We start from the raw sequence: 13,072 nt of genomic DNA on the forward strand, positions 1-13,072 counted from the left end.
TCATGCGATGCCCCGACGCGGCACATTGGAGCCAGCTCGTGTCGCGGAGCGGGTCAGCGCGTCCACTCCGCCTTCGCCAACTCATCGGAGTCGTCTCCGAACGTGAGCGTGTACGACGTCAGGTCGGCGCCGGAGGGAGTCTCGTAGATCACCGATCCCCGTGCATCACGATGCGCCGTGCTGACCGTTGCCGTCGACGCCAGCAACTGGCCCGCGGGAAGGACGTCGTCGAAGTCGGACGCCTGCTGGCAGGAGATGCGGTGCGGGTCGTACAGCGCGAAGTTTTCGTCGGACTGCCCGTAGGAGGCACCTGAGACCAGGTGGGTGAGGGTGGGGAACGCGACGTACTGCATCCCGTCGGGCGGCGGGTTCTCACTCTGCGAGCTGACGATCCTGGGCGTCCCGACCGTGATCTGCACCTTCGCTGCCGGGTACGCCGTGAGCACCGACACGGTCTTCCCGAACGACACGACCTGCGCCTTCGGGTTCAGCACGGCCGACAGGTCGGCGTCGAACGGACAGGTGACCGTACCCGCCGGGCCCGCGACACCGCCTTCGCTCACTGTCGGTATCGGCTGTGACGACGACGTCGCCGCGCGCGACGGGGGCACGACGACGCCCGGTGCCCGGGTCGAACACCCGGCGAGAGCGATCACACCGGCTGCTGCGAGCGCTGCCCAGACACCTCCACGACCTGGCGTGCCCATCCGCCGACCGCGTCGTCCGGCCGTGGTCACGACTGCCACCGCGCACTGGCGACCCGGCTGAACGCCCCGTTGTAGGCCAGCACGAGCGCACGTGGGTCGGACCCGGCGTCGACCTCGAAGACCAGGGCACCGGACGCGGGTGGCGACCCGGCGCTCGGGTGTGAGTCCTGCAACAGCTGGGCATCCGGCACGACATCGGAGTCCTTGGCATCCTTGCAGGCGTCGCCTCGCGGATCGAAGAGCGCGAACTGGTCAGCGCTCACGGAATGGTCCGAACCGGCCACCACCTTGAGGGTGACGGCGACCGTGACGAACACGTGGCCCGGATCGGGTGCCTCCGACGGCGAGGCGACCTGCGACGGCGTCTTGGCCAGGATCTGGACGACCGCCGGCGGTCCGTCCAGGCCGTCCGGATCCGGAGCCGAGCGGACGGCGACCGCGGAGCCCCAGGGGCGGGTAGGTGTCTGGGCGTCCGGCGAAGGGTCCGACCCGAACTGCGGTGCGTCGCAGCGGGCCGACTTCACGCTCGAGGTCGGCGAGGTCGGCGAGGTCGGCGAGGTCGGCGCCGGTGGCCGAGAGGCCGCCGTGGTCGCGGAGGAGGACGACGCATGTGCGCCACCACTGCATGCGGTGACGAGGCCGAGACATCCCGCCGCGATGGCGACCCACCCCACACGGCGTCCGGACCCCCGCACTCGCTCCTCCTCGCACTAGGCCGACCTGATCGAGTCGACGGTACGGGAACCCGAACGGCCGGATCCAGAAAAGACCCGGAGCTCACGAGATCCAGGATTCGGTCGCCCGATGGCTCAGTCGGTCCACCTGTCGGTGGCCGTCTCGTTCAGCCCGCCGACGAATGCGACCGTCAACATGGACGGCTTCGTGGCGATCGGCACCTGGAAGACCATCGAGCCCGTCTCGGACTTCTTCCTCGCGTTCAGCTCTCCGTCCTTCCATACCTGCGCGGCCGGGATGGCCCCGGAGTCGTCGCGGTAGTCGCATCGGTTGCCCTGAGCGTCGATCATGCTGAACGTGTCGATGGCACCGATGTACGTGGAGTCCCCACCGGTCAGCGTGACCGACATGCTCACGGCGACGTACTGGTAGCCGTCGTCCGGGGGGTCCTCGGTCACCGCCGACACGACCTTGGGGGCCTGCACCGTGACCGCAAGCCGCACGTCGTCGGAATCTGCGTCGGTGGTCTGGGCCGTGGTGCCGAACCGGTGCGACTTGGTGCTCGGCGCGGTGGTGGGACCGAACTCGAGGGAGGACCCGCACGCGCTGGTCGTCGACGACGACGTGGTGCTCGGCGCGGAGGTGACGCTGGTGACGATGTCCCGGCTCGGGGTGACGACGGTCGGTGCGTCGGTGCCTGCGCCGCATCCGGTGAGGACGCCGACCGACCCGATCGCCGACGCCACGACCGCGAGCCGGACCCTGCGCCCGCCGCGCCGGACCCCGCGCCCGCCGCGCCGGGTCAGCAGATACGTCATCTTCCGTCTCCCGTCCGAAGGTGGCGACATTCTCGCTGAGCACCGGATCCCTGTGTAAGTAATCGCTGAGAGCCGTCACCGCAACGGCGCCGGTCCGTCATCAGATCGTGGGTACGACGGCGCTCGCCTGCGTCCGGTTCCGTTGCGGCAGCGGGCCGAGCGCCGAAACGCGCACCAGCTCGGCGATCTCGTCCAGGCGAGCCGAGAGCGCGTCCGGTGTCGCGTCGAGCGTGAGGGGCAGGCACAGCAGCCGAGTGCCGGTGCCGCGGATGCGCATCTGCGGCTCGGGTGGGTGCTCGGCGTCGGCGTAGACCAGCAGTGCGGTCGGCACCGGTAGCGACGCCGCCTGCAGCAGCAGCGCCGAGACCTCCTGCGACAGGGCCGACGATGCGCCGACGAGACGATGGCGAGCCTGCAGCACCAGGGCCGGCCGAGCACCACGCATGACCACCAGGTCCGGACGGACCGGCAGCCGGGCATCGTCGTCCAAGGAGTACGCCGGCCGCTCACTCACGTGCAGCATCGGCCACAGCCGGGCCTGGAGCTCGGCGGCGACCCACCGCTGGAACACATCCTGCAGGTCGATCAGGAACGCGTGGGCCCGGTGCTCGCCCTCCCGATGGGAGATGGTGACGCCTTCCAGGGCCTGCCCGGCCAGGTCGAGCGCCGCCGCGTAGTGCTCGTTGAGCCGGGTGATCGGCACTCCCCCGCGGTGGTCGTCGGGGACCGTGGGCGAAACCCCGTCGAAGCGCACCGCGAGCGCGGTCGCTCCGCGACGCAGCACCGGCGGCAGGGCGGGCCAGCGCAGCAGCTGCTCCAGGGCGCACCGCAGCATCCTGTTCTCCGGGACGTCGACGGTGAAGTCGTCGTATCCGCAGGGCGGCCGGGCCGCTGCCCACGGACGGACCGCCACCTGCCCGACCAGCAGCCGCCCGCGGATCACGTGCAGCGACTCCTCCCGGTGCAGGTAACCGTGCAGCAGCCCGCGGCGGGTGCAGTCGTCGATCGCCCGCAGCAGGAACGCGGCCACGCCGTCCACGAGGTCGACGCCGCCCTCCCAGCCGACTTCCTCACGTCCGAGGGTGCCGCCCGGGATCCCTGCGGAGAACATCGTGAAGAGGTTCGCCATCCCCGCGCGCGGGGTGACCCGCACGGTGAGCCCCGGCACGTGCACGGCGCCCACCCAGGAGGTGGACCGCAGTCGCACCTGCCCGGGGTCGGCGGTGGCCTGCACCTCCAGTCGCCCCGCCACCAGATCGAACAGCCGCTCGCGGGCGGTGCCGCCCAGGGGGAACGGGTCGGACGTGGAGTGCTCGGTGAGCGTGACGGTGCGCACGGCGTACGACGTCAGGCGGGCGGGAGCGGGCGGGTGGACCCGGTCGGACCGTGCCGCTCGAGGACTGCCGCCCAGGTGAACGTGCGCAGCAGATCCTCCCGGCCGTAGAACTGGTCCTCGATGAACGGGTAGATGCTGTAGTTCCAGATCCGTTGCAGCGCAGCGTCATCCAACTGATCGACCATGAAGTGGCTGTGGCCGATCTGCAGATGCGGCCCCCGCAGGGCGTGCCGCAGCTCCTCGTTGACCCGGTCGACCAGCTCGGCGACCCAGACCGGACCGTCGTGTGCGCTCAACCAGCGCAGCAGCAGCCCCTCCATCGGACCCTCGTGCGGCATGAACGGCACGAAGTGGAAACGCCGGCGCAGCGCCGCGTCGACCAGGGCGATGGAGCGGTCGGCGGTGTTCATGGTGCCGATGAAGAGCAGGTTGGGCGGCAGCTCGAAGCCCTCGTCGGGCCGATAGGAGGTGAGGACGCTGCTCGAGCGGTACTCGAGCAGGTAGAGCAGCTCACCGAACACCCGCGGCAGGTTGGCCCGATTGATCTCGTCGATGACCATCACGTGCGGGGTCGTCGGGTCGGCCTCGGCGGCTTCGGCGAGCAGCGCGAGCGGGCCCTTGCGCAGCTCGTAGACCATCTGCCCCTGGGCGTCCAGGCGTGGTCGGAAGCCTTCGAAGAAGTCCTCGTACGACGTCGAGGGGTGGAACTGCACGACGGCCCGTTTGGTCGAATCGGGTTGCAGGGCAGCGGCGAAGCGCTGCGCGAGGAAGGTCTTGCCGGTGCCCGGCGGCCCGTAGAAGACCACCTGCTTCTTGTCCTCCAGCAGGCCGTGCACCTCGCGCAGGAAGTCCTCGTCGACCAGCAGGTCGGCGGCTGCCTCGGCGATCAGATCGCGATCCGGATCCGCGACCGCCTCTCCGCGGTGCAGCAGCCACCGGGCGAACTGCACCTGCCCCCAGGGGTCGCCGGGCAGCAGCGGTTCGAGCCGCGCACGCAACCGGGCGGACGCGGTGAGGTGCAGCCGCGCGCGCGTCGTATCCGAGGTTTCGGGCAGATCGACCCCGAGCACGCGGGCCAGAGCGACCTTGCCGTCGGCCCCGCCGAGGGGGTAGACGGGCAGATAGCGCGCCGGGTGGACCACCGCCATCAGCTTCATCACGACCGTCTCACCGAGGCCGGGCACGGGCGGGTCGCTGAGGACGGCGTCGATCCGTTCGGCGTCGCTGCCGCTGCCCCAGAGCAACGTCTTCAGCGCGCCGGCGAGCCGGTCGAGGCCGGGCGCGTCGAGGCCGGCCAGGGCCGCCTGGAGCACCGAATGGCTGCCGACCGCGCCGTACGCGCGTCCGGTCACCAGCCGGCGGAAGGAGGCGAGGTCGAAGGCGTCGAGACCGTCCGGGTCCAGGTGGGCGGCCAGCGATCGACGCTGCTCCTCGTGCCAGCCGTCGCGCTCCGTGGGGTAGGGCCGGCCGACCCGGAACTGCTCCAGGTGCGCCAGCAGCTCCAGGTCGGCCGGGCCCGTCGGTGTCGGGTCGTGGCCGGCGAGCACGTCCACGAGGGGCGTGACCGCGCGGGCGGTCGCGAGCAGGTCCTGGGCGACGTCCGCCCGGTCGAGCGCCTCGGGGTGGGGCCACCAGCGGCCCACGAAGATCTCGCCGCCGGGATAGGACCGGCCGGCGGGAGACACCCGGTCGGCGGTAGCCGCACCGTCGACGGCGAGGAACTGGACTTCCGGCGGCAGATGACGCTGCACGGCGGCGGCGATCCGCGCCTGGCGGTCCTCGGCGCCGACACCGACGTGTCCGGCCCCGGGCCAGCCCGCGTGCAGCCCGACGGCGACCCCCGAGCGCGTGACCCACAGTCGCAGCGCCGGCGCCCCTGCGTCGCCGGGCAGCGACCAGGTGGCGTGCAGGTCGGCGCGGAAGGGGGCGTCCCGGCCGGTGCCGACACGCGTCTGCAGGTTGGTCTCCCGCAGCCGCAGCCCGGTGGCCTGCTCCAGCGGCCGGTGCAGCGAGCGCGTGAGCAGCGTTGCCGCACCTCGCAACTGGCCCGCCAGGCCCGCTGCCCGTGCCTCGGACTCCGCGCGCGGATACCCCCGCATCGGCTGATGCTCGTCCATCAGCTCCGCGGCCTCGTCGCACGTCTGCGGCAGGCCGCTGCCCACGCCGACGAACGGGCCGGCGGCCTCCAGGTAGACCATCAGCCGTTCCGCCTCGCGTGGGTCGTGCGAGGCGAGACCACGGCACAGCTGGGCGAACGCGATGTAGCGCTCGGCGTGGGTCATGTGCCGCCCCATCCAGCCGAGCGTGAGGAACGACGCCACGGCGGGCGACCACGCGACCGGCCACTGGGCGGCGCGGTCGGTCGTCCAGAACACGGAGAGCACCGGCAGAACGGGCGTGGTGGTGTGGCCGCCCGTTCTGGCGACGTCTTCCAGAGCCCTGATCAGTGCGGCGGCCTCGTCGTCACCGTCGGGGGTGCGGCACACCGCGACGAACAGGTCGGCCAGATCGCGTTCGTGTCCGGCGCTCGCCTCGACGAGCTGGTGCAGCCATGCCGGGCCGGAGGGAGCGAACTGGGCGAACGGCCCCGGCCGCCCACCCCACGCGGCAACGGCATCCGCGAATGCGCGTACGTCCCGGCGCAGGGTCAGATCCTGCAGGATCTCCCGCATCTCGGCGCACCGCTCGTCGCCGTGGCGGTCCTCGGCGGCCCAGCGGGCCTGCGCGGTGGCGTCCTGACGCGCGGCTGCCGCGAGCAGGTCGTACGTCGTACGCCATCGCTCGAGGTCGCGTCGGTGCTCCGGCGACGGCTGATCGGTGGTCGCGGGCTGATCGTGCGCGGTGTGCGGTTGGGCCACGTGAGGCTGGACTCTCAGGGTCGGTGCGTGGACGGTGCGGGATCCGGGATGTCGCCCACTTTAGCCGGGCACAGCGGGCCCCAGCGGGCACCCGGGACCGGTCGGGCACTACACCTGTTGTGTGAAGTGGCTTACAGTGACGACATCCACCCGAGCGTCCGGAGAGTCCCCAGGATGACCGCGAATTTCGCCCACACCGAGCTACCGCACCCCCCGGGACGCCGACGCGTGCTCGGTGACGTCGTCTCCGTGATGCGCGCTCCGGGCGGGGGTCCCGTCCAGAAGATGCTGCACCTGTCGAAGGGAGCGGGGCCGCTGTTCGAGCTGCGCACCTTCGGGATGAAGTTCGTGCTCACCACGGACGCGGCGCTGACCGCGGAACTCAGCGACGAGGGCCGCTTCCAGAAGGCCCTCGCGCCCGGCGTGAAGGCACTGCGCGAGGTGGCGGGCGACGGGCTCTTCACGGCGTACACCGACGAACCGAACTGGGCCCTGGCGCACGACCTGCTGCTGCCGGCGTTCACCCGCGCCTCGATGCGCGGGTATCACGACACGATGAACGCCGTGTGCTCGGAGTTGATCTCGGCGTGGGATCAGGAGAGCGAGCCCGTCGACGTGTCCCCCTGGCTGACCAGGATGACGCTGGAGACCATCGGGCGGACGTCGTTCAGCACCGATTTCGGCTCGTTCACCAGCGACGAGCAGCACCCGTTCGTGACCGCCATGATCACCGCACTCGCGGGCGGGCAGCGCCGCGCGTTCCTGTCGGCGGTCCCCGGCGGCCGGCTGCTCATGCGGCGCGGACGGAAGGTCTACGACGAGCGTCGGGCGTACGTCGACGCGATGATCGACGACATCGTCGAGGCCCGCCGGGCGAGCGGCGACCGTCGCACCGACGACCTGCTGGGCCTGATGCTGAACTCGCGCCACCCCGACACCGGTGCCGCCCTGGACCTGACCAACGTGCGCTACCAGATCAACACCTTCCTCGTGGCGGGACACGAGACCACCTCGGGCGCCCTGTCGTTCGCGCTCTACTACATGAGCCGCGACCGCGAGGTGATGCGCCGGGCCCAGGAGGAGGCCGACGCGATCCTCGGGACCGATCCCGACGCGGTGCCCACCTTCGAGCAGGTGCCGAAGTTCCGCTACATCCGCCGTTGCCTCGACGAGGCCCTGCGCCTGTGGCCGACGGCTCCGGGCTTCGCGCGCGGACCGCGGCACGGCTCCGAGACGATCGGCGGCCGGTGGACGCTGCACCGCGACGACTGGGTGCTCGTGATGCTCACGGCCGTGCACCGCGACCCGTCCGTCTGGGGCGCGGACGCCGACTCCTACGACCCGGACCACTTCCTGCCCGCGAACGTGCGTGCTAGGCCCGCCCACTCCTACCTGCCGTTCGGCGTAGGCGACCGGGCGTGCATCGGGCGGCAGTTCGCCCTGCACGAGTCCGTGCTGGCGCTGGCCCGGCTGGTGCACCGCTACGACCTCACGCCGGACCCGTCCTACGACCTGCGGATCGCCGAGCGGCTCACGCTGATGCCGCGGGATTTCCGCCTCGGGGTCACCCGACGTACGCCGAAAGACGTTGCGAGGTCTACCGATCCACGCCCGTCAGAGGCGGAAACGGCATCCGGGGTCTCCGGCTGCCCCGTCGCCCACTGATCGGGCCGCCCACCGTGATGCAGGTAGGTCACCGCGCGGGCGACGTGACGCTCAGATGACGCGCAGCCGGATGGTCTCCGGCAGGGCCGCCAGCTCGTCGACGACGGCGCGCGGGATGTCGTTGACGTCGGTGACGACGTAACCGTTGTCACCGAGCGTGCTCAGCATCTGCCCCTCGATGTTGACCCCGTGCGCGGCCAGGATGCTGTTGACCTTGGCGAGGACGCCGGGCATGTTCACGTGCAGATGGGTGACCCGGTGCCCGCCGGGACGCGCCTCCAGGGTCAGCGTCGGGAGGTTGACGTTGAGCGTGGTGGTGCCGCGCTGCACGAAGTCGCGCAGCTTGGTCGCCACGAACCGGCCGATGTCCTCCTGCGCCTCCTGGGTCGATCCGCCGACGTGCGGGGTGAGGATCACGTTGGGGATGCCCTGAAGGGGTGAGACGAACCGCTCGCCCTTGACCTTCGGCTCGGTCGGGAAGACGTCGACCGCCGCGCCCGCGATGTGCCCGGACAGCAGACCCTCGCGAAGCGCGTCGTAGTCGACCACGAAACCGCGCGACAGGTTGAGGAAGAGCGCGCGCGGACGCATCCGGCCGAACTGCTCGGCCCCGAAGAACCCGGCGTTGCCCGACCGTCCGTCGACGTGCAGCGTCACCACCTCGGCGACCTGCAGCAGCTCCTCCAGGCTCTCGCAGCGGTGGGCGTTGCCGAGGGCCAGCTTGTCCTCGGTGTCGTAGAAGAACACCCGCAGCCCGAGCATCTCGGCCACGACCGACAGTTGGCTGCCGATGTTGCCGTAGCCGACGATCCCGATGCTGCGGCCGCGGATCTCGTGGCTTCCGGTCGCATCCTTGTTCCAGGTGCCCGCGTGCAGGTCGCCGTCCTTCTCGGTGAGACGGCGGGCCATCGCGATGATCTCGCCGATGACGAGCTCGACCACGCTGCGGGTGTTGGAGAACGGCGCGTTGAAGACCACGACTCCGCGTTCGGCGGCCGCCTTGAGGGCGACCTGGTTGGTGCCGATGCAGAAGGCTCCGATCGCCTGCAGCTGCGTGGCGGACTGCAGCACGCGTTCGGTGACCTCGGTCTTGGACCGGATCCCGAGCAGGTCCACCCCGTCGAGCGCCGCGATCAGCTCGTCCTCGTCCAACGCGCCGGCGTGCGACTGCACCTCGATGCCCGAGTCCTGCAGCAGCGAGACGGCGAGGGGATGGATGTTCTCCAGGAGCAGTGCTTTCACGCGGCCCATTGTGCCGGGCCCCGCTCGCACCCGGCTCGGGTGTCCGGGTGCCGGTCGGCCGCTCAGGGCCGGACGGGCCCCAGCGCCCCAAGGGCGGGAAGGATGACGCGCAGGGCCTCGTCGATCTGCCCCACGGCCTGTCCCGCGGCCGCGCCGCCCTTGCGGATCGGGTCCTCGACCTCGTCCAGCTCGGTGATCCGGTCCTTCGTACGCGCCAGGTGCGCCAGCGGATCCGCGCCGGGCGGCAGGTCCCGCAGCAGGCGGGCGGCCTGGCGGATCGTGTAGGTGCGGCGGTAGAGCGTGGGCGTCTCGTCGACGATCCAGTCGTTCTGCGGTCTGCCGGCGGTGAGGATGAGGCGGGCTTCGCCGAGGATCGCCGGGGTCGCCTGGCGGGAGCGGAAGCCCCCGGCCGGCACGTCCATGAGGGCGAGCTGGCGCTCCACCTCGCGCAGCACCCGGTCGCTGCGCACGGCGCGCACACCGCAGCTCGCGAACCGCCAGGGCCCGTCGGCCACGGCGCGGTGGCGCGAGATGAGTTCGGCGGCCGGCGACCGGGCGAGGTTGCCGTCACAGACGAACAAGAGCAGATCCGGCTGCCGGAGGGTATCGGGGGACGTCGTCGACACGGTGCACACGGTAAGGGAGTGGGGGCGGCCCATCGACACCGCGGCGACCGATGGTGACCCTAGACTTCCTGCGCTCCCCACCCGTTCGAGAGGCCCCACCCATGTCGCACGCCCACCCCGACGTCCAGGACCGCGCGAACCACGCGTCGTACACCGGCGCCGATGCGGTGCGCCACTATCCGCGGTTGTCGCACCTGCACCCCGCGGAGAAGGTCCTCTTCGACGCGTACGACGGCGACCTGCGCGGGCGCACGGTGCTCGACATCGGTGTCGGCGGTGGACGCACCACGGGTCACCTCGCGCCCCTAGCGCGGGAGTACGTCGGGCTCGACTACTCGCCGGCGCTGGCCGCCGCGACGGCCGCGCGCTTCCCGAATCTGCGCATCGAGGAGGGCGACGTCCGCGACCTGCGCCGCTTCGACGACGCCTCGTTCGACGCGGTGATCTTCTCCTTCAACGGTCTGGACTACATCGGCCACGACGACCGGGCGATCGCGCTGCGGGAGATGCGCCGGGTGCTGCGCGAGGGCGGCCTGCTGCTGCTGTCCAGTCACAACCGCGACCACCTCAGATTCCACCTGCTGCCGTGGCAGGGTCGCCCGCGACCGGGCCGGAGCGTGCTCCGCAGCAGCTACGCCGCCTGGCGCGCCCGGGCGAACCGGCGACGGCTCCGGGCTCACGAGGTCATCCGACCGACCTGGGCGGTCATCAACGACGACGCACACGACTACTCGATGCTCACCTACTACGTCGGAGCGGACGAGTCGCGCAACCAGCTGCGTGCGGCCGGTTTCGCCGACATCGCGACCTTCGACCTGGCGGGCGACGCCGTCGAGCGGGACGACCGCGCCGTCTGGCTCTACTACACGGGACGGGCGGCCTGACCCGGCCGCAACGAGCGAGGGCGCGTCAGCCGTGCGTCCCCGGCCGCGCCCGCCGCGCCACCCTGCGCACCGGCCGGGCGAGGGCACGCAGGCGCTCCGAACGGCGTACCGGATGCGGTTCGCGGGCGAAGCGGTGCGCCACGTCGTAGAGATGCAGGTCGAGATGACGCCGCACGTGGTGGTCGCGCAGCGCACGCTCGCTGAGGAAGACGACGTTGTGCTGACCGGAGTACTCCACGTCGCGCGCGACCGCGTAGAGCCCGGCGTGCAGAAGTCGCGCAGTGATGTCCAGACTGAGCGTCTGGCCCTCCCAGCTCGGGACGTCCTCGACCTCGACCTTGAGGACGTCGACCCGCGACAGGGTGCGGGCGGCTCCGTCCAGCACCAGCCCCGCGGCACCCTCGACGTCGATCCAGAGGGCGACCCGGTCGGCGGCGTCCGCCACGAAGTCGTCCAGCGTCGTCGAGGCCACCTCCACCGGGCGCACGTGCTCGAAACCGCGGTGCCGCAGCATGGAGGTCCATCCGACGGGCGCGGGTTCGTCGCCCGCGTGCTCCAGATTCAGCAGGAGCGTCGTCACTCCGGTGTGATCGGACACGGCGCTGTGCAGGTACTCGATGCCGGCCGCGTCGAAGTCTGTCCTCGCCCGGTGATGTTCGTAGTTGACGGGCGACGCCTCGAAGGCCACCACACGGCATGCCGGGACCGCCGCCCGCACGCGACGCGACGCGGTCGCCTCGAACGCGCCGACCTCCAGGAAGAGATCCGGCGCGAGGGTCTCGACCACCTCGTGGAAGAAGTCGTCCAGTGCCTGCGCGCTGCGGTGCCGCCCGTCCAGCGCCGTGGAGAACCGGGCGGCCTGGCCCCGCAGCTGCAGATCGAGCACGACCGCCTGCGCATCCACAACCATGGCGGCACCCTACGCACCGACGGCGGCGTGAGACGGCGCCGTGCCGGCGGTCAGGATGCGCGGGAGATGACCTCGACGGGGTCGTCGTGGTCCATCAAGAGGGTGAGCACCGAGTCACCCGAGGTGATCTCGTGGTGGGACCACCGCAGTTCGATGCCCGCCTCGGCGAAGGTCGCCGTGGCGTCATCGCCCATGTACGCCGTCGCACCCGCGCCGGACAGGTACGCCGTGCCACCGACTGCCTGCACCTGCTCGATCAGTCGGGGCACGCCGGAGGCGGCTGGCGGATCGGTGAACGCGAGCGGCGTACGGATGTCGAGCACGTTGCGCAGCACATGGATCATCGACAGGTTGACCTCGGCGAGGGTGTCCCCGCTGCAGTCCGCGATCCGGTCCAGGAGCGGCAGGCCGCGCGATTTCCAGTACCGGGCGCCGGTGTAGCGCCCCCGCACGACGCCGATCAGCCGGTCCTGCCAGCCCGGCAGCACCCGCACTGCCGTGATCGGCACCAGCGACGGCTTGCCCTCCAACTGGTGGGAGCACCAGGCGTCGCGCATGGTGACCCGGCGCTGGTAGCCGTGCTTCTGGAACTGGTCGTGCTGGGCGATCACGAAGACGTCGCTGGAGATCATCTTGAACCAGAAGCCGGAGTAGGGCAGCAGATCCGGCTGGTGGATGGCGACGATCACGGGCGGATGCTCCGCACGAGCGCGTACTGCTCGGCGTACCGCACCAGGCGCGCGTGCCCGAGCGCGACCGCCATCTCCTTCAGACCGGTCATCGCGTGCACCTCGTCCGGGATCTCCGTGGCGTACGCGCGGCAGGCCGCGACCTTCGCGTCGATGTGCTCCTCCTGGAGCGATTCGAAGACGTTCCAGCGCAACTCGGCCTGGTAGAGGTTGACGTCGTACGCCGCGATGTCGTAGACGAAGACCGACGGCGGGAAGAAGTGCGTGACACTCATGGAGGCCCGGCAGGCGCGCATGCCGGCCTCGTAGGCCGCGATGTGGTCCTGGTGCAGCGACGGGTAGGGCAGGTAGACCTCGTGCGGTCGATACGTCTCGAACACCTCGTCCAGGGCCTGCACCAGGGCCTGGGGATCCTCGCCGACATGTCCGTCGGGCAGGCCCAGCCGCACCGAATCCCGCACGCCCAGTGCGGCCAGCGCGGCCCGGTGCTCCTTCGCCCGCACGTCGCCGCTGTCCGCGACGACGACCACGAGACTGTCCTCCGGGTGCTTGGCCAGCAGTCCCCCGCAACCCAGCGATTCGTCGTCCATGTGCGGCGCCACGACGATCCGGCGAACGGGACGGACGGTGCCGTCGGCAGCGCTGAGATTCACGAGCGCCGA

At 71.2% G+C, this 13,072-nt stretch carries 12 protein-coding genes; 2 read left to right on the top strand and 10 right to left on the bottom strand.

All coding sequences use genetic code 11. The features are described 5' to 3' along the window. Positions 1–53 precede the first annotated feature (53 nt). The 5 genes from HNR15_RS10595 to HNR15_RS18830 all read right to left on the bottom strand — a co-directional run bounded on the left by HNR15_RS10595 (position 54) and on the right by HNR15_RS18830 (position 6,394). A complete protein-coding gene (locus HNR15_RS10595) occupies positions 54–737 on the bottom strand; it encodes a hypothetical protein (protein WP_179481565.1) in 684 nt (227 codons plus the stop codon). Next, a complete protein-coding gene (locus tag HNR15_RS10600; RefSeq protein WP_179481567.1) occupies positions 734–1,231 on the bottom strand; it encodes a DUF4352 domain-containing protein in 498 nt (165 codons plus the stop codon). Before HNR15_RS10600 ends, HNR15_RS10595 begins: the two co-directional genes overlap by 4 nt. A 285-nt stretch (positions 1,232–1,516) precedes the next feature. Then, positions 1,517–2,200, bottom strand: coding sequence for a DUF4352 domain-containing protein (locus HNR15_RS10605; protein WP_179481569.1), 684 nt, complete (start codon positions 2,198–2,200; stop codon positions 1,517–1,519). A 100-nt stretch (positions 2,201–2,300) separates the two neighbouring features. Further along, a complete protein-coding gene (locus HNR15_RS10610; RefSeq protein ID WP_179481571.1) occupies positions 2,301–3,536 on the bottom strand; it encodes a 5-methylcytosine restriction system specificity protein McrC in 1,236 nt (411 codons plus the stop codon). 11 nt (positions 3,537–3,547) lie between these two features. Then, positions 3,548–6,394, bottom strand: a complete 2,847-nt coding sequence (locus HNR15_RS18830; protein WP_218883661.1) for an AAA family ATPase — start codon at positions 6,392–6,394, stop codon at positions 3,548–3,550. A 174-nt stretch (positions 6,395–6,568) separates the two neighbouring features. On the opposite strand from HNR15_RS18830, the gene HNR15_RS10620 reads away from it, so the two are divergent. Next, positions 6,569–8,059: a cytochrome P450 gene (locus HNR15_RS10620; protein ID WP_179481573.1), complete on the top strand. Its 1,491-nt coding sequence runs from the start codon at positions 6,569–6,571 to the stop codon at positions 8,057–8,059. A gap of 51 nt (positions 8,060–8,110) precedes the next feature. Here HNR15_RS10620 and serA read toward each other — a convergent pair whose 3' ends face one another. Continuing rightward, positions 8,111–9,310, bottom strand: a complete 1,200-nt coding sequence (gene serA / locus HNR15_RS10625; RefSeq protein WP_179481575.1) for a phosphoglycerate dehydrogenase — start codon at positions 9,308–9,310, stop codon at positions 8,111–8,113. 53 nt (positions 9,311–9,363) lie between these two features. Further along, positions 9,364–9,927, bottom strand: coding sequence for an arsenate reductase/protein-tyrosine-phosphatase family protein (locus HNR15_RS10630; RefSeq protein WP_179481577.1), 564 nt, complete (start codon positions 9,925–9,927; stop codon positions 9,364–9,366). A 101-nt stretch (positions 9,928–10,028) separates the two neighbouring features. Here HNR15_RS10630 and HNR15_RS10635 point away from each other — a divergent pair, with 101 nt between their 5' ends. Continuing rightward, positions 10,029–10,811, top strand: a complete 783-nt coding sequence (locus tag HNR15_RS10635; protein WP_179481579.1) for a class I SAM-dependent methyltransferase — start codon at positions 10,029–10,031, stop codon at positions 10,809–10,811. Between the two features lie 25 nt (positions 10,812–10,836). Here the strand turns inward: HNR15_RS10635 and HNR15_RS10640 are convergent, their stop codons facing one another. Genes HNR15_RS10640 through HNR15_RS10650 form a run of 3 tightly spaced genes read right to left on the bottom strand, consistent with a single transcriptional unit; the run spans position 10,837 to position 13,063 of the window. After that, complete coding sequence (locus HNR15_RS10640; RefSeq protein WP_179481581.1) at positions 10,837–11,721, bottom strand: FkbM family methyltransferase; 885 nt, start codon at positions 11,719–11,721, stop codon at positions 10,837–10,839. 50 nt (positions 11,722–11,771) lie between these two features. Next, positions 11,772–12,410, bottom strand: a complete 639-nt coding sequence (locus tag HNR15_RS10645) for a WbqC family protein (RefSeq protein ID WP_179481583.1) — start codon at positions 12,408–12,410, stop codon at positions 11,772–11,774. Further along, positions 12,407–13,063: a PIG-L family deacetylase gene (locus HNR15_RS10650; RefSeq protein ID WP_179481586.1), complete on the bottom strand. Its 657-nt coding sequence runs from the start codon at positions 13,061–13,063 to the stop codon at positions 12,407–12,409. Before HNR15_RS10650 ends, HNR15_RS10645 begins: the two co-directional genes overlap by 4 nt. Between the last annotated feature and the right edge of the window lie 9 nt (positions 13,064–13,072).

Origin of the sequence: Allobranchiibius huperziae, assembly GCF_013410455.1 — a bacterium.
Taxonomy (GTDB): Bacteria; Actinomycetota; Actinomycetes; order Actinomycetales; family Dermatophilaceae; genus Allobranchiibius; species Allobranchiibius huperziae.